At 74.8% G+C, this 20,406-nt stretch carries 13 protein-coding genes and 1 tRNA gene; 2 read left to right on the forward strand and 12 right to left on the reverse strand.

Annotated features, from left to right (window positions below):
* Positions 1 to 105 precede the first annotated feature (105 nt).
* From ACFVU7_RS11740 to ACFVU7_RS11750, 3 genes are all read right to left on the reverse strand, one after another.
* Positions 106 to 1,767 carry a hypothetical protein gene (locus ACFVU7_RS11740; protein WP_388044951.1) on the reverse strand — a complete coding sequence of 554 codons (1,662 nt, stop codon included), beginning with the start codon at positions 1,765 to 1,767 and terminating at the stop codon, positions 106 to 108.
* A gap of 71 nt (positions 1,768 to 1,838) precedes the next feature.
* A complete protein-coding gene (locus tag ACFVU7_RS11745; RefSeq protein ID WP_388044952.1) occupies positions 1,839 to 2,741 on the reverse strand; it encodes an ABC transporter ATP-binding protein in 903 nt (300 codons plus the stop codon).
* A gap of 32 nt (positions 2,742 to 2,773) precedes the next feature.
* A complete protein-coding gene (locus ACFVU7_RS11750; RefSeq protein WP_049654416.1) occupies positions 2,774 to 3,157 on the reverse strand; it encodes a hypothetical protein in 384 nt (127 codons plus the stop codon).
* A gap of 240 nt (positions 3,158 to 3,397) precedes the next feature.
* Here ACFVU7_RS11750 and ACFVU7_RS11755 point away from each other — a divergent pair, with 240 nt between their 5' ends.
* Positions 3,398 to 4,750, forward strand: coding sequence for a sensor histidine kinase (locus ACFVU7_RS11755; protein ID WP_388044953.1), 1,353 nt, complete (start codon positions 3,398 to 3,400; stop codon positions 4,748 to 4,750).
* Complete coding sequence (locus ACFVU7_RS11760; protein WP_380775691.1) at positions 4,702 to 5,346, forward strand: LuxR C-terminal-related transcriptional regulator; 645 nt, start codon at positions 4,702 to 4,704, stop codon at positions 5,344 to 5,346. Before ACFVU7_RS11755 ends, ACFVU7_RS11760 begins: the two co-directional genes overlap by 49 nt.
* Before the next feature lie 63 nt (positions 5,347 to 5,409).
* Here the strand turns inward: ACFVU7_RS11760 and ACFVU7_RS11765 are convergent.
* The 9 genes from ACFVU7_RS11765 to ACFVU7_RS11805 form a co-directional block, all read right to left on the reverse strand.
* Positions 5,410 to 5,483, reverse strand: a tRNA-Thr gene (locus ACFVU7_RS11765).
* 81 nt (positions 5,484 to 5,564) lie between these two features.
* On the reverse strand, positions 5,565 to 6,215 hold the full coding sequence (leuE, locus tag ACFVU7_RS11770) for a leucine efflux protein LeuE (RefSeq protein ID WP_049654420.1): 651 nt from the start codon (positions 6,213 to 6,215) through the stop codon (positions 5,565 to 5,567).
* Between the two features lie 108 nt (positions 6,216 to 6,323).
* Positions 6,324 to 8,012 carry an alpha/beta hydrolase gene (locus ACFVU7_RS11775; protein ID WP_388044954.1) on the reverse strand — a complete coding sequence of 563 codons (1,689 nt, stop codon included), beginning with the start codon at positions 8,010 to 8,012 and terminating at the stop codon, positions 6,324 to 6,326.
* A 132-nt stretch (positions 8,013 to 8,144) separates the two neighbouring features.
* A complete protein-coding gene (locus ACFVU7_RS11780) occupies positions 8,145 to 9,380 on the reverse strand; it encodes a hypothetical protein (RefSeq protein ID WP_388044955.1) in 1,236 nt (411 codons plus the stop codon).
* A gap of 235 nt (positions 9,381 to 9,615) precedes the next feature.
* On the reverse strand, positions 9,616 to 10,827 hold the full coding sequence (locus ACFVU7_RS11785; protein ID WP_049660729.1) for a DNA polymerase III subunit delta': 1,212 nt from the start codon (positions 10,825 to 10,827) through the stop codon (positions 9,616 to 9,618).
* A 269-nt stretch (positions 10,828 to 11,096) separates the two neighbouring features.
* The gene (gene tmk / locus ACFVU7_RS11790; RefSeq protein WP_388044956.1) at positions 11,097 to 14,693 is read right to left on the reverse strand and encodes a dTMP kinase; all 3,597 of its coding nucleotides are present in this window, start codon (positions 14,691 to 14,693) and stop codon (positions 11,097 to 11,099) included.
* A gap of 157 nt (positions 14,694 to 14,850) precedes the next feature.
* Positions 14,851 to 17,733, reverse strand: a complete 2,883-nt coding sequence (gene topA / locus ACFVU7_RS11795; RefSeq protein ID WP_074001774.1) for a type I DNA topoisomerase — start codon at positions 17,731 to 17,733, stop codon at positions 14,851 to 14,853.
* Positions 17,734 to 18,122: 389 nt separating this feature from the next.
* Positions 18,123 to 18,581, reverse strand: a complete 459-nt coding sequence (locus tag ACFVU7_RS11800) for a DUF3592 domain-containing protein (protein ID WP_387973403.1) — start codon at positions 18,579 to 18,581, stop codon at positions 18,123 to 18,125.
* A 245-nt stretch (positions 18,582 to 18,826) separates the two neighbouring features.
* Entirely contained in the window at positions 18,827 to 20,359 is a 1,533-nt protein-coding gene (locus ACFVU7_RS11805; protein ID WP_079271961.1) for a methyltransferase, read from the reverse strand.
* Between the last annotated feature and the right edge of the window lie 47 nt (positions 20,360 to 20,406).

A 20,406-nucleotide genomic window follows, 5' to 3' on the forward strand; every position in this document is an offset into this window, starting at 1 on the left:
CGGCGCGCAGGAGACGACGGGCAGGCGGGCGACACCCCCTGGGTGTGCCCCGAAGCCCGAGGGCAGTCCGGACCGTCCGCCGACGGCCCGGGCGCCCGTCTCCGGTCAGCCTTTGACGTTCCGTCGGGCTGCGCCGACCAGGAACACCACCGCGAGCATGGCCGCGGACAGCGCCCCGACCAGCAGCGGCCCCGGACCGCCCGGGCTGCCGTTCACGCGCACGGCCCCCATGAAGTCGACGGCGGCGACGTTGTTGACGAGGACCCACCAGAGCGGCAGGTAGACCACCTGGAAGAGCCGGTGGCTCCGGCTCACCACCCCGAGCGCCATGGCCAGCGAGGGGACGAACAGCGCGCCTCCGAGCCAACTGGCCGTCCCCGCACCGTCGCCCGCCGCCAGCATGCGTATCAGCGGGGCGGCACCCGTCACCGCGGTGAGCACCAGCCCGGACGCCCATTCGGCGAGCAGCCTGCGCCGGGCCGACGGGTAGGCGCCGAGCAGCACCTCCAGACCGTTCTCGACCTGCTGACTGCCGAGCCGGGACCAGATCAGGACCGGCCACAGCCACGCCAGGGGCAGGAGCAGGCCGGTGACGGCGTCCATCGGCAGCACGAACCCGGCCACCGTCAGCCCTGCGGCGACCAGCCACCACCAGCGGGAGACGCCCTGCACCAGGATCCGGGCCTCCCCCGCCAGCAGCCGCCCGAACGCCCCGGCCCGCCGCGCTTCGGCCCGCGGCAGGGCGGTCCGCTGCGGCTCGGCCCACTGCGGCTCGGCCCGTAGCCGAGCGCCCGGTACGGTCGGCCAGCGCGCCCCCGCCGTCTCCGTCCCCTCGGCCCCGGACGACTCCCCGGCCACCACCTCCGCAACGGCCCCGGCCCCGGCCCCGGCGGCAGCCGCGCCCCCGGTCGCACCGCCGGAGGCACGCGCCGGATCGAACCTGCCGAACCACAGGGCCGGCAGCAGCGCCAGGCAGATCGCCAGCAGCACCAGGGCCAGCCGCCCGAGGACGAACCCGGCGGACGGGTCGAAGCCGTCCCAGAGGAAGGTGCCCAGCGGCTTGTCGACCTTGGTCAGTCCGAGGCTGAACCCGCCGTCGCCGACCGACTCGTGCCGGGCCTCCAGCGCCGCGCCCATCGACCGCGCGACCTGGTGCACGCCGAGGCCGTCCAGCGGCGCGGAGGCCGACTGCCCGCCGAGCGCGAGCACCATGGCCAGCACGAACCAGACGACGTTCCCGAAGCCGCCCCGCAGCAACGGCACCGTCTCGAACAGCAGCGCCGCCGCCGCGGTGAGCGCCATCAGGGGCAGCGCGAGCAGCAGGAACGGCACCACCAGGGCTATCGGGTCGACCGCGCGGTCCTCGCCGCGGGCGAGCTGCATCAGCAACGCGGTGACGGCCAGCACGCCGACCATGGAGGCGAGCACCAGCAGGTTGCTCAGGAACTTGGCCAGGAGGTAACGGGAGTTGCGCAGCGGGGTGGCGGCGAGGACCTGGCCGACCCCGCTCGCCTCGTCCCGCGCGATGCCGCTGCGCACCACGTAGAAGCCGCCGAAGGTGAGCCAGAGCGCACCGGCCAGGGCCGTGACCGCGCCGACGTAGGCGCTGTTGTAGATGCCCCGGTGGCCGCCCACGTCCATGATCGTCCAGTGGCCGCCGGCGTCCGGTACGGCCAGGTAGCCGAGCCCGACCGCGGCGAGCAGCGTCACCGCGTACACCGGTCGGCGCACCCGGTCCCGGAAGTCGCCGACCGCCAGCCCGGCCAACGCCGACCCGACCCCCGACCCCGACCCCGAAGCCGACCCGACCGCCGGACCCGTCACCGTCACCGTCGCCCTCATCGCCGCACCGCCCGCTGCTCGGTCCGGGCCGAGCCGCCCGGCCGGTGGATGACGCCCAGGTAGGCGTCCTCCAGATCGGGCACGACCCGGACCGCGTCGGGCCGCGGCGGCTCGGCGGCGAGCAGCCGCACCCGCACGCCGTTCCCCGTCCGCACCATCCGGCTGACCACGTGGCGGGCCTGGACCTCCAGGAGGTCCGCCGGTGCGACCACCGCCTCCCAGACCTGCCCGTCGATCTCCCCGAGCAGCTCGTCGGGCGCGCCCCGGCGCAGCAGCCGGCCGTTCGCGACCACGGCGATGTCGGAGGCCACCGACTCGACGTCGGAGACGATGTGGGTCGAGAGCATCACGACCCGCTCCGCCGCGAGTTCGCTGAGCAGGTTGCGGAAGCGCACCCGCTCCTCCGGGTCCAGGCCGGCGGTCGGCTCGTCGACCACGATCACCCTGGGGTCGGCCAGCAGGGCCTGCGCGATGCCGACCCGGCGGAGCATGCCGCCCGAGTAGGTGCCGAGCGGGCGCCTGACCGCTTCGGTCAGGTTGACCAGCTGGATCAGCTCGTCGATCCGGGCCCGGGCGGAACGGGCTCCGATCCCCTTGGCGGCCGCCAGGTAGGACAGGAACTCCCGCGAGGTCAGGTTCGGGTAGACCCCGAAGTCCTGTGGCAGGTATCCGAGTTCCCGGCGCAACCGGTCCGGCTCGGCCACCACGTCGGCGCCCTGGTACCGGACCTGCCCGCCCGTGGGCCGGGTGACCGTCGCCACGATGCGCATCAGCGACGACTTCCCGGCGCCGTTCGGCCCCAACAGCCCGACCATTCCCGGCCCGAGGCGCATCGTGACGCCGTCGACGGCCCGCTTGCCGCCCTTGTAGACCTTGGTGACATCAACCAGTTCGAGCATGTTCCCCGTCCCTCCGCCAGGAGTCATCGCCTTCACCCCTTGAGCTCCGTCTCGCGCCCGTCCCGCAGGACCGCCACGCCCTTGGGCACCTCGACCCGGTACTTCGTGTCGCAGTTGGCGATCCCCGAGCACCCCGCCCGGAGGTCGAGGACCCCGTCCTTCAGCTCCCAGGAGGCCTTGGCGCTGCCGACCTTGCCGCTGGTCTCGAACCAGCGGGTGACCTTGACGTCCTTCCGGTCGACCGCGACGAGGTCGGCGGGGGCGCCGTGCGACACGACGTTCAGCCTCTGGGCGGCGAACTCGAAGGTCCTGTCCTCGGGCGCGGCGTCCATCGCGTCGGCGCAGCCGGCGAGCGACAGCAGCGCGGCCACCACGAGAACGACCGGCCCGTATCCGGTTCTCGTACGTCGGTCCACGTCGTCCTCCTTGCGGTCGGGGTCGGATGCGCCGCTCCGGGCGCGTTTCCTGGGGCACGTGAGCACGCTCGTAAGCCTGGCCGGTCCGCGGGCTTCTGCCATCTGCCGTTCGGCAGATATCCCGTATGACCAAAGGGGGAGTTTCTCCCACCGACAAGGCCTCCCCGCAGTCGTCAGAATGGCCTCACGGGCCGGCGCGACCGGGCCGCACAACGGCACCACCGGGAGGGGATCGCGTCCGTGAACAGCACGATGCACAACGGGGAGGGCCCGGCGCCGAGCGAGGAGGGCACCACACCGAACAGGGCCACGGGCTTCTCGGTGTCCACCGGACTCACCGCCCTCCGGCGGTCCCTGACCCTCAGTCGGCTCTCCGCCCTCGCCCTCGTCCACTCCCTCGGCGTCACGTGCGCGATCTCCCTCCTCGGGCCGGGCCTCGGCCTGGTCCCCCGCGCCATGGCCGGGGTGCGCGACCTGGCCGACCGTCAGCGCGCCCTGGCCGCCGAGTGGTCCGACGTCCGGTTCCCCGGACCGCCCGGCCCGCTGCCGCCGGTGCCCGAGTGGGCCTCCGGCATCCTCGCCCGCTACCGCTGGATCACCCGCGACCCGCAGACCCGTCGGGAGTTCTGCTGGGTCTTCGCCGAGCCGTTCGTCGGCAGCCTGCTCGCCTTCCTGCCGGTCGCCGTCCTGCTCAACGGCCTCTGGGGCGTCTTCCTGGCCTTCTTCGGCGTCCAGCTGTCCACCGAGTGGGACGGCCTCTGGTACCAGTTCATCCCGATCGAGGGCACCGCCACCGCCGTCCTCGCCGGCGTCCTCGGACTGCTCCAATTCCCGCTCGCGCTCTGGCTCGCGCCCCGCACGGTCCGCCGGCACGCCCGCCACATCCGCTCGATGCTCGCCCCGGGCGAGCAGGAGCTGCTGGCCGGCCGGATCGCCCACCTGACCGCCACCCGCAGCACCGCCGTCGACACCCGGATGGCCGAGATCCGCCGGATCGAGCGCGACCTGCACGACGGCGCCCAGGCCCGACTGGTCGCGATGGGCATGACCCTGGACGCCGCCGAACACCTCCTGGAGACCGACCCGAAGGCCGTCCGCGCCCTGCTGGTCGAGGCCCGCCAGTCCTCCGCGAAGGCCCTGGAGGAGCTCCGCGACCTGGTCCGCGGCATCCACCCGCCGGTCCTCGCCGACCGCGGACTCACCGACGCGGTACGGGCGTTGGCCATGGTCTGCCCGGTCCCCACCGAGGTCTCGGCGGACCTCCCCGGCCGCCCCGAGATGCCCGTCGAGTCCGCCGCCTACTTCGCCGTCTCGGAGCTCCTCACCAACGTCGTCAAGCATTCCGACGCCGGCCGCGCCGGAATCGAACTCCGCTACGATCGCGGCGTACTGCGCATCACCGTCTCCGACAACGGGCGGGGCGGCGCGGACGCCCGCCGCGGCACCGGCCTGCGCGGCGTCGAACGGCGGCTCGCCACCTTCGACGGGGTCGTCGCCGTCAGCAGTCCCCCCGACGGTCCGACCACGGTGACCCTGGAGCTTCCGTGCGCATTGTCCTCGCCGAAGACCACTTCCTCCTCCGGGACGGCCTGATCCGCCTCCTCCAGGCCCACGGCCACGAGGTGGCGGCCGCCGTGGACAACGGCCCCGACCTCCTCCGGGCCCTCACCGAGCAGCGGCCGGACGTCTCGATCGTCGACGTCCGGCTGCCGCCGACCTTCACCGACGAGGGCCTGCGCGCCGCCCTCACCGCCCGCCGCGCCACCCCCGACCTCCCCGTCCTGCTCCTCTCCCAGTACGTCGAACCCCTCTACGCCCGCGAACTCCTCGCCACCGGCGGCCACGCCGTCGGCTACCTGCTCAAGGACCGCGTCACCAACGGCACCCAGTTCCTCGACGCCATCCACCGCGTCGCCGCCGGCGGCACCGCCATGGACCCCCAGGTCGTCACCCAACTCCTGGTCCGCAAGGACCGCGACACCGCCCTCGCCACCCTCACCCCCCGCGAACGCGAAGTCCTCGAATCCCTCGCCCAGGGCCGCTCCAACACCGGCATCGCCCAATCCCTCTTCATCACCGAGAAGGCCGTCGCCAAGCACATCACCAACATCTTCACCAAGCTCGGCCTCCACCCCACCGACACCGCCAACCGCCGCATCCTGGCCGTCCTCACCTACCTCGACCAGTAACCCCCACCCCCCGGGGCACGCAAAAAGGCCCAGGTCAGAACTTCCTGACCTGGGCCTTCACTGAGCCGCCTGCGGGATTCGAACCCGCGACCTACGCATTACGAGTGCGTTGCTCTGGCCAACTGAGCTAAGGCGGCACCGCTGCCGTGTGTGGCGGCAACGCGGGCCAGTCTACACAGGTTCGCGGGTGATCCGTACCCGGTATCCGGGGGCGGTGGTCAGGCGGAGGAGACGGCGAGTTTGGCGGCGAAGCCGGCGAAGAGGACGGCGACGCCGCTGGTGAGGGTGGCGGAGAGGCGCTTGCGGCGGCTGAAGGCGGTGGCGAGGGTGGTGCCCGCGAAGATGAGGAGGGAGAGGTAGAGGAAGCTGAAGGTCTGGAGGATGCCGCCGAGGAGGGCGAAGGAGAGGGCGGGCTGTCCGTAGGCGGGGTCGACGAACTGGGTGAAGAAGGAGAGCAAGAAGAGGATGGCCTTCGGGTTGAGGAGGCTGATCACCAGGGCCCGGCGGAAGGGGTTCTCGGTGGATTCGGGGGCCGGTTCGGCGGTGGGGTCGGCCGCGGCCCGGCGGTCGCGCCAGAGTTGGCGGGCGGCGCGGAGCATGCCGTAGCCGATCCAGAGCAGGTAGGCGGCGCCGCCGAACTTGACCACGGCGAAGACGGCCGGGTTGGCCTTGAGCAGGGAGGCCGCGCCCAGCGAGGTGAGGCTGATCAGGGTGAGGTCGCCGATGAAGACGCCGGCCGCGGCTCGGTAGCCGGTGCGGATGCCCTTGCGGGCCGCGACGGACAGCACGTACAGGGAGTTGGGGCCGGGCAGCAGGATGATGACGAGGGCGCCGAGGACGTACGTCGCCAGGTCGTTGACTCCGAGCACGATGAGCTCCGGTGCAGGGGAGGGTGGCAGGGGGCGCTCATCGTAACGTCGTACCGGCAGTCGGTTGAAGTGAGAACCACCTGTCGGTCTCCCGGCTCCGGGCACGCCCTACCGGTCGCAGCGCTTGCCCTGTTCCGGGGCCTCCCCGGTCAGCAGGAAGCGGTTCACCGCTCCGTCCACGCAGGTGCTGTGCCGGCCGTACGCGGTGTGGCCGTCGCCGTCGAAGGTGAGCAGGCGGCCGGACTCCAGCTGGTCGGCCAGCGACCGGGCCCAGGCGTACGGGGTGGCCGGGTCGCGGGTGGTGCCGATGACGACGATCGGGGCGGCGCCGGCCGCGCGGATGGTGTGCGCCGTACCGGTGGCCCGGACCGGCCAGTACGCGCAGGTCAGGGCCATCCAGGCCATGTCGCGCCCGAAGTGCGGCGAGACCCGCTCGAACTCCGGCACGGCCCGCTGGACGTCCTCCGGCCCGCGGAACGGGGCGGGCAGGTCGAGGCAGTTCACCGCGGTGTTGGCGAACATCAGGTTGGGGTACGAGCCGTCCGCCTCGCGCCCGTAGTAGTCGTCGGAGAGCTTCAACAGACCGGTGCCGTCGCCCGCCTTGGCGTCGGCGAGCGCGGCGCGCAGCTTGGGCCAGAGGAAGTCGGCGTACATGGCCTGGATGACGCCGGTGGTCGCCTGGGACCCGGTGAGCCGGCGGCCGCCCTCGGCGGTGGACAGCGCGGCGGCGCGGACGCCCTCCAGCAGGGCGGTGAGCTGCTCGCCGACCTGCTGCTCGGTGCGGCCGAGCGGGCAGTCCTCGCGCGTGGCGCAGTCCCGGGCGAAGGCGGCCCAGGCGGTCTCGAAGCCGCCCGCCTGGGTGCGGTTGCCGGTGGCGGAGTCGAGCGCCGGGTCCATCGCGCCGTCCAGCACCAGCCGTCCGGCCCGGCTCGGGAACAGCCCGGCGTAGGTGGCGCCGAGGAAGGTGCCGTAGGACTTGCCGACGTAGTTCAGCTTCTCGTCGCCGAGCAGGGCGCGCAGCACGTCCATGTCGCGGGCGCCCTCGACGGTGCCGAGGTGGCCGAGCGCCGCCCCGGCCTGCTTCCGGCAGCCCTCGGCGAACTCCTTGTCGGCCGCGATCAGCGCGTCGATCCCGTGTTGGTCGCCGGGGGTCAGGTCGACGGCGGTGTAGGCGTCCATCCGGTCGCCGCTCAGGCAGCTGACGGGGCTGCTGCGGCCCACCCCGCGCGGGTCGAGGCCGACCAGGTCGTACCGGGCGCGCACCCCGTGGTCGTACGTCCGGGCGGCGGCCTCCAGGTACTCGATCGCCGAACCGCCGGGCCCGCCCGGGTTGAGCAGCAGGGAGCCGAGCCGCGCGCCCGGGGAGGCGGAGGGGGAGGCGGTTTCCGCCGCCGCGCGGGCGGCCGCCAGGGTGAGGTCGCCGTCCCCCGGGTGGTCGTAGTCCAGCGGCACCCGGAACGTGGTGCACTCGAACCCGCTGTCGCAGGGCTGCCAGGCCAGGTGTTGCGCGTAGTACGGCGCGAGCGCGGCCGGGACGGCGGCGGGCAGCGGCTCCAACGGGGTCGCCCCGGCGGCCCCGGCCGCCCCGGACGCCGCCGCGGCCGCCGGGGCGGAGGGCCTGCCGGAGCCGGCCGGGTCCGACGGGGACGCTCCCGGCGCCTCGGACGGATCGGCGCCGCACCCGCCCGCCAGCAGCCCGGCGACGACCAGCGCCGCGGCCAGTGCCCGCGTCCGTGCCTGCTCCCACGTCCGCGTCCGTGCCCACGCCCGTACCGGCGCCCGCCCGAAGGCCCTCATCCGCCACCACTCCGCAATCGACCAGCACGTGGAACAACCCGTGGAACAACCAGTGGAGCACCCCGGAGGAAACGCCGCTGCCCGGCACCCCTCCCCGGGGTACCGGGCAGCGTAGCGCCGCCGGACGGGCACTCAGGACGGCTTGGCCAGCGCCTCGGCCAGGAACTGCGCAGCCTGCCGGACCAGCCGCAGCCGCTCCCGGTCGGGGGTGAAGTCCTGCACGTTGTCCGAGATCCGCACGTCGGCCTTGGCCGCCGCTCCGGGACCGGCCTTCAGCGCGGACTGGAGCTTGCGGGCCGCGTCCAGCCCGGCGGAGTCGGCCTTGGCGGCGGCCAGCAGCAGCTTGGCGGAGCTGCCGGCCGGGGCCTCGGCGCCGGTCTGGGTGAGCGCGATGGCGTCGTAGCGGCCGGAGACCGCCGCGGCCGCGCCGTACAGGTCGGGCCGGGACAGTCCGGCGGCGGCCGCGCAGGGCGCGCCGCCGTCGACGCCGAGGGCGCCCCAGGAGGCCGGGCCGGGCGGCAGGGTGCGGAAGGAGGCCGCGATGGTGCCGCGCAGCGTCGCGTCGTCGGCGACGGCGGCCGGGGCGGCGGCGACCAGCTCGCAGGGGTGCGCGGTGCCGTTCGGCGCCTCGGGGGCGACCAGGATGAACGGGCGGGTCCTGCCGCTCTGGAGGGCCGAACCGATGCCCTCGAAGACGTCCGGGACCTCGGCGTCGGCGGTCTTCTGGGGCACGGCCGCATGCATCACGACGACCGGGAAGTGGGTGTTCGGCTCCTTTGCGTACTGCGGCGGGAGCCAGACCCGGACGTTGCGGGGGTGGCCGTCGGGGCCGAGCACGGCGGACTGGAGCAGCTCGCCGCCGCCGGGGTGGCCGACGCTGTCGAAGCGGCTGGCCACGGCGGGAGCCGCAGCGGGTCCGGCGGCTCCGACAGCTCCGGCCGCTCCGACGGCGGCAGGGGCGACCGGGGCGGCGCCGGCACCGGCGCCAGCACCGGCAGCAGCGGCCGACTCGGCGGCCACCGGCGGCGCCGCCTGCTGCGGCCGGGCCGCCGTCCCCGCACCGGTCCCGCCGCCCGCCCCCGCACCCGCGCTCCCCGCGTCCACCACCGGCTCCGCCCGGTCCGGCGCCTGGACGTCCCGGCCGAGGCCGCCGAAGGCGCCGAGCGTGGTGAGCACCGTCAGGGCGGTGACGCACACCCCGCAGACCATCGCCCCGGCCGCCCGCACCAGCATCGGCAGGCGGTCGCCGGCCAGCTCGTAGGTCTCGGCGGCGCGCAGGTCGCGCCAGCGCTGTTGGGCACCCCGGGCCAGCCAGATCCCGCCGAGGGCGGCGGCCAGCAGGGGAATGACGAGGAGCGAACGAACCACGGGACGCACCACCTCTGGAGGGGGCCGCGCCGAACCGGACCCGGCGCGTACGGGAGGCGACCGCCCCGGCAGCGGGCGCAGTCGGCCCCCAGCGTGCACAACGGGCGGACCGTCACACGACGGTGTGCCCGGCGAGTGTCGCTCGTTCACTCGAAGGTGGGACGGCGTATCGCCCCGGGAGGCGTACGGGTACCGCCCGCCGGAGCAATCCAGGAAGAACGGCCCCGCCCGGCCCTCAGCCCGCGCGCAGCGCCACCGTCATCGCCTCGACCGCGAGCAGCGGGTCCACGTTGCGGTCCAGCGCCTGGCGGCAGGCCAGCACCGCCTCGATCCGGCGCAGCGTGCCCTCCGCGGGCCCGGCCTGGGCCACCCGGTTCAGCGCCTGCCGCTGGTCCTCGTTGGCGAGCGCGCCGGTGGAGCCGAGCTGGATGGCGAGCACGTCCCGGTAGAAGCCGAGCAGGTCGAGCAGGGCGACGCCCAGGGTCTCCCGGCGGGTGCGGGTGGCCCGGCTCTTCTGCCGCTTCTCCAGCTCCTTGACCGCGCCGGCCATGCCGCGCGGCGCCTTGCTGCCCTCGGAGGCGCCGTAGGCGGCCTTGAGGTCGTCGGTCTCCTTGGCGTCCTGGGTCTCGGCGAGCGCCTCGGCATCGGCCTTGGCGGTGTCGACCAGGCGCTGGGCGGCGGTCAGGCAGCCGCCGATGTCGCCGACCTCCAGCGGGATGCGCAGCACCTCCGTCCGGCGCGTCCGGGCCTGCTCGTCGACGGCGAGGCGGCGCGAACGCTCGATGTCGCCCTGACCGGCGAGCGCGGCGAGCCGGGCCGTCTCCGGGTCGACGCCGTCGCGGCGGACCAGGGTGTCGGCGACCGCCTCGGCCGCGGGGGTGCGCAGCACCAGCAGGCGGCAGCGCGAACGGATGGTCGGCAGCACGTCCTGGACGGAGGGGGCGCAGAGCAGCCAGACGGTGCGCGGGGAGGGCTCCTCCACGCCCTTGAGCAGCGCGTTCGCGGCGGCCTCGGTGAGGCGGTGGGCGGCGTCCACCAGGATCACCGACCAGCGGCCGCCGGTCGGGTAGCTGGAGGCGCGCATGACCAGGTCGCGCATGTCGCCGACGCCGATGGAGAGGCCGTCGGTCCGGACGTACTTGACGTCGGCGTGGCTGCCGGCCAGCACGGTGTGGCAGCCGTCGCAGAACCCGCAGCCGGGCGTGCCGCCGAGCGCGAGATCCGGACTGGTGCACTGGAGGGCGGCGGCGAAGGCGCGCGCGGCGGTGACCTGCCCGGCGCCGGGCGGGCCGGTGAACAGCCAGGCGTGCGTCATCAGGGAGGCGTTCACGCCCTCGACCGGGGCGGCCCCGCGACCGGCCTCGATCGTCGCCCCGGCCGCCCGGGCTGCGGCGGTCAGCTGCTCGACCACCCGCTCCTGGCCCACCAGGTCGTCCCAGACGGCCACTGCTGCTCCCAAGCTCCGTACGGCAGCGCCAGTGGCGCCTCTTCCCCGCCGTCGAGCATACGTCTCCGCTCCGACACCCACTGCTCCGTCCGGGGGACGGCGGAGGACACGGCGGACGAGAAGGCGGACGGGAAGGCCGGTCCCGCGGCGACGGACCGACACCCGACGAACCGACACCCGACGGACCGCGGCCCCACCGGCGACCGCCCGACGGAACGCGGCGGCGCCGCCGGGGACCCGCCCCGACGGCGCCGCGCACGCGTGTCCGGTCAGCCCCTGCGGCCCCAGCGACGGCCCTTGCCCTTGCCGTCACCCTCGCCCTGGGCGTTCCCACGGCCCTCGGGCCGCTCCGCACCGCCCTGGGCGCCGCTCTGCGGGCCGCCGTACGAACCGCCCTGGCCCGGGCCGCCGTGCTCCCAGCGCGCCCACTCGTCGTGCGAGCCGAGCAGGGTGTCGGTGAGGCTCGGCAGGTCGTCCATCGGCGTCTCCTCGGCCCACTCCGGCCGCGGCCGCTCGGCGGCCGGCTGCGGCTGCGGCTGCGGCTGCGGCTGCGACGGCGACTGCGGCCCGGAAGCCGGCTCCGCGCCGATCACCGGCAGCTCACGGGTGCTGTCGACCGGCTCCGCGCGCCTCGGCGCCTGCGCCGCCCGGCCCTCGGCCCGCCCTTCGCCGCGGCCGTCCGTACGGCCCTCAACGCGCCCGGGCTCGATCCGCGGCAGCACCGCGGTCCGATCGGCCTCCGCCGGGACCTTCGGCAGCACGGCCGTCTCGTCCACCGCCGAGGCCGGTACCACCGGCAGCCTGGTGGTCTCGTCGACCGCACCGGCGGCCCGACGCGCCTCGGCAGCCTTGCGCGCCTCGGCGGCTTCGGCCGCCCGGACGGCAGCCTGCCGGTCCCGCGGCGACAGCTCGCGCGTCGCCTCGTCCCCGAGCCCGCCCGACGAGGCCTGGGCCGAAGACGCCGACGGCGCCGAAGCCGACACCTGCGACGAGCCCTGAGCCGCGTCCCGCGGAGCGTCCTTCGGGATGTCCCGGACCGCCCGCAGCTCCGTGGTCGCCTCCCCCGACGCCGGACCCGAGCCCGAACCCGCCGCCGAGCCCGAACCCGCCGAGCCCGAACCCGAGCCGGAACCCGACCCCGGCCGCCCCTCGGCCCGGCCCTCCGCCGACTCCGCCGCGGCGGCCGCAGCCGCGAGCGCGGCGGCCTGCGCCAGCCGCGCCTCCTCGGCCCGCTGGAGCGCCTCCTCCGCCCGGCGGCGCTGCTCCTCGCGGGCGAGCTCACGCTGCCGCTGGAGCTCGGCCTGGGCGGCCGCCTCGTCGGCGATCCGCTTGCGCTCGACGGCCTCCGCGGCCAGCCGGGCCTCCTCGGCCGCGCGGAGCTTGGCCTCCTCCGCGGCGCGGCGCTCGGCCTCCTCCGCGGCCCGTCGGCGCGCCTCCTCCTCGGCCTTGCGCCGGGCCTCGGCGGCGGCCCGCTCGGCCTCCTCCTTGGCCAGCCGCTCCTTCTCCGCCTGCTCGGCCCGCAGCTGCGCCAGCACCTCCTGCCGCTTGCGCTCGGCGGCCTCCTCCTCGGCCTTCTTGCGGGCCTCCTCGGCGGCGCGGCGCTCGGCCTCCTCCTTGGCCAGCCGCTCCTGCTCGGCGCGGGCGGCCTTCTCCTGCTCGGAGAGCGGCAGCTCGCGGTCGAGCCGGTGCCGGATGGCGGTGGTGACGAAGTCGGGGGCCTGGCTGCCGTCCACGACCAGGTAGCGCGCCGGGTCGGCGGCGGCGAGGGAGAGGAAGCCGGCCCGGACCCGCTGGTGGAACTCGGTGGGCTCGGACTCCAGCCGGTCCAGCGCCTCGGTGAAGCGCTCGCGGGCCCTGGTCGGGTCGACGTCCAGGACGACGGTCAGGTCGGGCAGCAGCCCGCCGGTGGCCCAGCGGGAGATCCGGGAGACCTCGGTCGCGGCCAGGTCGCGCCCGGCGCCCTGGTAGGCGATGGAGGAGTCCATGTACCGGTCGGTGATGACCACGGCGCCGCGGGCGAGGGCCGGCCGGATGACGTTCTCGACGTGCTCGGCGCGGTCGGCGGCGTAGATCAGCGCCTCGGCGCGGTGCGACAGGCCGGTGTTGCCGACGTCCAGGACGAGGCCGCGCAGCCGCTGGCCGACCGGGCTGCCGCCGGGCTCGCGGGTGAGCACGACCTCGTGCCCCTTGCCGCGGATCCACTCGGCGAGCGCCTGGGCCTGGGTGGACTTGCCGGCGCCGTCGCCGCCCTCCAGGGCGATGAAGAAGCCGGTGCCCGCACCCTGGTGCGGCACCGGGCCGCCCGCGCCGCGCACCGAGTCCACCAGGTCCCGGACGAACGGCGCGGTGCCGCGCCGGTCGTCGGTGCGCAGCAGCACGACCGCGGCGAGCACCAGGGTGAGCAGCCCGGAGGTGGCGACGGCCAGGGCCGCGCCGCCGTGGATGAAGGTGAAGGAGCCGGGCTCGACGGTGCCGTACTCGACGTCCCCGTAGGCGGCGGCGATCAGCGGGACGACGACCAGCGCGGCGGCGACCACGGCCCGGAGCACCGCGAACAGGTGCTCGGTGACCTTCGGCAGCCGGGCCTCCTCGACCTCCTGGGCGAGCAGGGTGCGCCCGGCCGAGACCACGATCCCGGCGGCCAGGCCGGCCAGCACGGTGAGCAGCAGGACCAGCACGAAGTCGAGCACCAGGCCGGCCAGGATCAGCGCGACGCCCTGGGTGAGCAGCGCCAGCGCGAGCAGTCGGCGGCGGGACAGCGAGGGCAGCGTGGCCCGGGTGAGCCGGGTGCCCAGGGCGGGCGTCCCGGCGGCGGCGAGCACCAGCAGGCCGTAGCCGATCGGCCCGGCGCGGTGCTCGGCGGCGGTCAGCAGCGCGAGCGCGGCGACGCCCGCCATCGAGGCGTAGCCGGCCGCGACGGCGAAGGTGAAGTACGGGGCGCTGCCGGTGCGGCCCTTGCCGAGCGCGGGGCCGGGGGTCGCGTCGGTCGGGGCGCGCAGGCCCTGGAACGGGGAGACCGGGGCGACGGTCACCGGGCCGCCGGGCAGCTGCTGGAGGTAGCCGCGGACCGCCGAGGCGGCGAACAGCCCGGCCGCGCCGAGCGCCGCGAAGGTGAGCTGGTGGGCGCGGAGCCAGTCGGAGCCGACGGCCGCGCCGATGTTGTTGAGCAGGGTGAAGGCGACCAGGCCGACGGCGCCGAGCGGCACGGTCACCCAGCCGGTGAAGCGGTCGATGCTCCGGACGCTGTCCAGGTTGGCCGCGGCCGGGCGCTGCTCGGCGGCCGGCAGGTGCGGGTTGGCCGGCGGCAGCAGGCCCGGGACGGCGGCGGACTTGGCGATCCCCCAGACCCGCTCGGCGGCACTGGTCACGAACACGGTGGCGAGCAGGACGTAGACGGCGGCCCCGGAGGGCTTGGCGGCGGAGCCCAGCCAGACGCTCCACCAGGGCGCGAGGCCGATCAGCAGGGCGCGCAGCACGTCGGCGCCGAACAGCGTCCAGCGCCGGTCCAGCCGGCCGGTGACCAGCCGGTGCACCGGGCCGAGCAGCGCGACGCCGACCAGCCCGGTGGCCAGCACCCGGACGGCGAGGACCGCGGCGAGGGCGAAGGCGAGGCTGCGCGGCAGGCTGCCGAACTGTCCGCCCTGGGCGGCGGCGATCACGGTGAGCGCGAGCAGCACCAGCAGTCCGAGCCGGTCGGCGGTGCCGCCGATCAGCTGGGTGGTCCACAGGCGCCGGTAGGCGCGTGTCCGCAGCAGGGCCCTGGCCCGGTCCGCCGGGCTCCCGGCGGGCGCGACCTCGGGCAGGTCGAACGCCCGGGCTCTGGCGGCCGGGACGGCGCTGGGGGTGGGCTGCTCCTCGCTCGTCATACGGTCAGCGTAGCGGGCGGGGCCTGGCCGGAACGCTGCGAACGGGCTTCCGGATCGCGCTCATCACCGGGTTGTGACGTAGCCCGCACGGACCCGACGGACCTCGGGCCCGCACCCCCGGGATCGGGGGCACGGGCCCGGTTGGCGTGACCTGGGATCAGCCCTCGTCGGTGGCGGTGGCCTGGCCGGCCGCCGTCTTGCTCGCGGTGGTCTTCTTGGCCGCCGTCTTCTTCGCCGCCGCCGTCTTGGTGGTGGTGGTCTTCTTCGCCGCGGTCTTCTTCGCGGCGGTCTTGGTCGCCGCGGTCTTGGCGGTGGTCGTCTTCTTGGCCGCGGCCTTCTTCGCCGGGGCCTTCTTCGCCGCCTTCTTCACCGGTCCGCGCGCCCGCTTCTCGGCGAGCAGCTCGTACCCGCGCTCCGGCGTGATGGTCTCGACCTCGTCGTCCTTGCGGAGCGTGGCGTTGGTCTCGCCGTCGGTCACGTACGGGCCGAAGCGACCGTCCTTGACCACCACCGGGCGCTCGCTGACCGGGTCGTTGCCCAGCTCCTTGAGCGGCGGGGCGGCGGCGGCCCGGCCGCGCTGCTTGGGCTGGGCGTAGATCGCCAGCGCCTCGTCGAGGGTGATCGTGAAGAGCTGGTCCTCGTCGGTGAGCGAGCGGGAGTCGGTGCCGCGCTTGAGGTACGGGCCGTAGCGGCCGTTCTGCGCGGTGATCTCCGCGCCCTCGGCGTCGGTGCCGACCACCCGCGGCAGCGAGAGCAGCCGCAGCGCGTCCTCCAGCGTGACGGTGTCCAGCGACATCGTCTTGAACAGCGAGGCGGTGCGCGGCTTGACCGCGTTCTTGCCGGTCTTCGGCGTGCCCTCGGGCAGGATCTCGGTCACGTACGGGCCGTAGCGGCCGTCCTTGGCGACCAGCATGTTGCCGCTGACCGGGTCCGCGCCGAGCTCGAAGTCGCCGCTGGGCTTGGCCAGCAGCTCCTCGGCCAGCTCGACGGTGAGCTCGTCCGGCGGCAGCTCGTCCGGGATGTCGGCACGCTGGCCGGGCTCGCCCTCGACCGTCGAGGCGCGCTCGACGTATGGGCCGTAGCGGCCGACCCGCAGGGTGATGTCGTCGCTGACCCGGAACGAGCTGATCTCCCGGGCGTCGATCGCGCCGAGGTCGGTGACCAGTTCCTTCAGGCCGCCCAGGTGGTCGCCGTCGCCGTTGCCGGCCTCGGCGGCGCCGCCCGCGGCGCTGCCCTCGCCCTCGCCGAAGTAGAAGCGCTTCAGCCACGGCACGGACTTCGCCTCACCGGCGGCGATCCGGTCGAGGTCGTCCTCCATCTTGGCGGTGAAGTCGTAGTCGACCAGCCGGCCGAAGTGCTTCTCCAGCAGGTTGACCACGGCGAAGGAGAGGAACGACGGGACGAGCGCCGTCCCCTTCTTGAAGACGTACCGGCGCTGGATGATCGTGTCGATGATCGACGCGTAGGTGGAGGGGCGGCCGATCTCCCGGTCCTCCAGCTCCTTGACCAGCGAGGCCTCGGTGTAGCGGGCCGGCGGCTTGGTGGCGTGGCCCTCCGGGGTGATCCGGTCGGCGGCCAGCGGGTCGCCCTGGGCGACCTGCGGCAGCCGGCGCTCGCGGTCGTCGAGCTCGGCGTTCGGGTCGTCGGCGCCCTCGACGTAGGCCTTGAGGAAGCCGTGGAAGGTGATGATCTTGCCGGAGGCGGAGAACTCGACGTCCCGGCCGTCGGCGGAGGTGCCGCCGACCCGGACGGTGACGGACTGGCCGACCGCGTCCTTCATCTGGGAGGCGACGGTGCGCATCCAGATCAGCTCGTAGAGCCTGAAGTCGTCACCGGTCAGACCGGTCTCGGCGGGGGTGCGGAAGCGGTCGCCGGACGGGCGGACGGCCTCGTGCGCCTCCTGCGCGTTCTTGACCTTGCTGGCGTAGGTGCGCGGCGCGTCCGGCAGGTAGTCGGCCCCGTACAGCTGGGTGACCTGCGCCCGGGCGGCCGAGACCGCGGTGTCCGACAGCGTGGTGGAGTCGGTACGCATATAGGTGATGAAGCCGTTCTCGTACAGCTTCTGGGCCACCTGCATGGTCCGCTTCGCGCCGAAGCCCAGCTTGCGGCTGGCCTCCTGCTGGAGCGTGGTGGTGCGGAACGGCGCGTACGGCGAGCGGCGGTAGGGCTTGGACTCGACGCTGCGGACGGCGAACGCCGTCTGCTCCAGGGCGGCGGCCAGCTGACGGACCGCCTGCTCGTCCAGGTGCAGGGTGTTCGCGCTGGCGGCCTTCAGCCGGCCGTCCTGGCCGAAGTCGCGGCCGCTGGCGATCCGCTTGCCGTCGACGGCGGCCAGCCGGGCGCCGAAGGTCTCCGGGTTGGCGGCGTCGGCCGGGGTGCGGCCGGTGCCGAAGGTTCCGACCAGGTCCCAGTACGAGGCGGTGTGGAAGGCCATCCGCTCGCGCTCGCGCTCGACCACCAGGCGGGTCGCGACGGACTGCACGCGGCCCGCCGACAGCTTCGGCATGACCTTCTTCCACAGCACCGGCGAGACCTCGAAGCCGTACAGGCGGTCGAGGATGCGGCGGGTCTCCTGGGCGTCGACCAGGCGCTGGTTGAGCTCGCGCGGGTTGGCCACGGCCTCCTGGATCGCCGACTTGGTGATCTCGTGGAACACCATGCGGTGCACCGGCACCTTGGGCTTGAGCACCTGCTGGAGGTGCCACGCGATGGCCTCGCCCTCGCGGTCCTCATCGGTGGCGAGGAAGAGCTCGTCGGACTCCGCGAGCAGCGACTTCAACTTGCTGACCTGGGACTTCTTGTCCGCGTTGACCACGTAGATGGGCGCGAAGTCGTGATCGACGTCCACCCCGAGGCGGCGCACCTCGCCGGTGTACTTGTCCGGCACCTCGGCCGCGGTGCTGGGGAGGTCGCGGATGTGCCCGACGCTCGCCTCGACGATGTAGCCGGGGCCAAGGTAGCCCTTGATCGTCTTCGCCTTGGCCGGCGACTCGACAATGACGAGTCGCTGTCCGTGCGCGGTCTCGCTGCTCGGGGACACCTTCGCTCTTCTCTCCCGGTCCTTATGTGGCTGGTCGGCGCCGGCCGCACGGGCTGCGCTCCGCCCGACCCCTCCACCGTCCCGGGGCTGCCGCGGCACGACACCCCCACCAGCGGAGTGTGACCGTACCCCGGCCACCCTTGTCAAACGGACGGATCCCGCTTTTTCACTTGCCGGCCTCACCGACGCCACTCGAACGGTAACCCGATGACGGAGGTTCGCGCCCCGTGGAGGGGGGCCTTCGGCAGGTTCCGGAGGATGGAATGACGGATTTCAAGATCTGTCAACGGAAAATCGACAGGTGGGCGCGGGATGGCGTGAATCCGCCCTGGGCGCCCGCCCCCGGATCTGCTGCCGGCCCCTCCCGGATCCCTCGCGGAGTGCGGGGCTCAGCCGCCGACCGCGACCAGGAGCCCGGCGCCCGCCGCCAGGCACCCCACGCCCAGGACGCTCCACAGCAGGTCGACGACGGCCGCCCGGCCGACCTCCCCGGGCGCCAGCACCACCCGGCTCGGGCGCTGCGGGTCGTAACAGATCCGCACCGAGGCACCTGGCGCGAAACGGTCCGGACGGCGCAGCGGGGTGTGCCCGCGCGGGCGGGCGATCACGAGCCCCGCGATCCCGCACGCGCCGGAGCCGCCCACCGAGGGCGGCACCGAGAAGGACAGCAGCGGCGCACTGTCCAGCTGGCCGTGCACGTCGTCCTCGGCCACCACGGTGGCCACCGCCGACGCCCCCCGGCGGCGCACCCGCAGGCGCAGGCCCACTTCGGCGGCGCACCAGAGCAGCAGCACGCCACCGAAGAGGGCGAGCACCGACCCGCCCACCATCGCCGTCGTCGTGTCCACCTCTGGCCCCCGGCTCCCCAGCTCTGTCCACAGCCTGTGGACAGAGCTTCACAGCGGAGGGCCAACGGGAGACAGCCGCCCGGCGGCGGTCGGACGAACCAGGGGGTACGGACCGGTGAACCGGCCGCGTCGCGGCGGGACCGATCCCGCCGCGATCAGCGGCTCCGGTCCCGGCGGGGCAGGCCCGGGCGGGGCGGGTCTCAGCGGCTCCGGTCTCAGCGGCTCCGGTCTCAGCGGACCGGGTCTCAGCGGACCGGGTCGATGAACCCCTGCTCGGTCAGCAGGCGCAGCGACTCCGGCACCCGGTCCCGCAGGACCACCCGGTCCTCGCCGAGCAGCCGCGCGATGGCGTCCACGATCTCGCCCGCCGACAGCGTCCCGTCGCAGACCCCGACGAAGCCGGCGCCCACGGTGTCCACCTTGGTGGCCCGCCGCATGCCGCGGTTGTGACGCAGGATCACATGCTCCGGGTCCTCCGCACCGGGCGCGCCGACCTGCTCCTGGACCACCTCGTCGGCCAGCACGTAACGGGCCGCGAGCAGGCCCGCGTCGTCGTGCGAGCGGAGGAAGTCCTGCCGGTCGAACCAGGCCTCGATGTGCGGGCCGAGCGGCTGCTCCACCGGGTGCGGCCACTCCTCCACCCGGACGGTCGGACGCTCGGCGCCGCTCGCCCGCAGGGTGATCCAGCCCATGCCGATGCCCTCGACCCGGCCCGCCTCGAAGGCGTCCAGCCACTCGCCGTACCGGGCCTGGTAGTCGCCGCCGGGGCCGCGGTGGTCGCCGCCGTCGCGCAGCCACAACTCGGCGTACTGGGCCACGTCCTGGACCTCGCGCTGGACGACCCAGGCGTCCAGCCCGGTGCCCGCGACCCAGCCGGCCAGCCGCTCGTGCCAGTCCTCGCCCTTGACGTGCTGCCAGTTGGCGAGCAGTTGGCAGTAGCCGCCGGGCTCCAGGTGGTCGGCGGCCGAGCGGACCAGGCCGCGGCACAGGTCGTCGCCGGCCATGCCGCCGTCGCGGTAGGTGAACCGGCCGCCCGGCGAGATCACGAACGGCGGGTTGGAGACGATCAGGTCGAACTTCCGCTCCCCGACCGGCTCGAAGAGGCTTCCGGCGGACACCTCGGTGCTGTCGAAACCGGACAGCGCCAGGGTCAGCTCGGTGAAGCGCAGCGCGCGCGGGTTGAGGTCGGTGGCGGTCACGGTCCCGGCGTGCCGGGCCGCGTGCAGCGCCTGCACGCCGGAGCCCGAACCGAGGTCCAGCGCGGCCCGGACGGGGCGGCGCACGGTGATGTTGGCCAGCGTGGTGGAGGCGCCGCCGACGCCCAGCACCAGGTCCTTGCGGGCCACCCCGTGCGCGGTCTCACCGGAGCCGATGCCGCCCGCACCGCCCACCGCGCAGCCCAGGTCGGAGACCACCCAGGCGTCCGAACTGGGCATCCCGGCCACCTCGTTGGCGTACGGCCGGACGTCGACGGTGGCGCGCACCAGATCGCCGTCGGGGCGCAGCCAGCCGTCCGCCAGGCAGTCCTCCACCGGCAGTGCGGCGGCGGCCGCCCGGTACGGGACCGGCTGCTGCAGCAGGAACAGCCGCACCAGCGTCTCCAGCGGGCTGCCACCGCGGGTCGCCCGCAGCGCCGGGACCGCCTCGCTGCGGGCCAACGCCGAATAGCCGGTGGGCCCGAGCAGGTCCAGGCAGCCGTCGGCGGTGAACGAGGCGGCGAGCAGCGCCTCGCGGAACTTGGCGAGGCGGGTCGGGTCGAGAACGGGGCTACTGATCACCCCGCCATTGTCCCCCGCCACCCACCCGGTGGCCGCCGCTGCGCCCC

The sequence above is a fragment of the Kitasatospora sp. NPDC058046 genome, assembly GCF_042885595.1.
In the GTDB taxonomy this organism is placed as follows: Bacteria; Actinomycetota; Actinomycetes; order Streptomycetales; family Streptomycetaceae; genus Kitasatospora.

Bases quoted from the DNA above. Each gene is read 5' to 3' on its own strand.
- ACFVU7_RS11775 (WP_388044954.1), bottom strand. From the start codon at position 8,012: ATGAGGGCCTTCGGGCGGGCGCCGGTACGGGCGTGGGCACGGACGCGG.
- tmk (WP_388044956.1), bottom strand. From the start codon at position 14,693: ATGACGAGCGAGGAGCAGCCCACCCCCAGCGCCGTCCCGGCCGCCAGA.
- ACFVU7_RS11745 (WP_388044952.1), bottom strand. From the start codon at position 2,741: ATGCTCGAACTGGTTGATGTCACCAAGGTCTACAAGGGCGGCAAGCGG.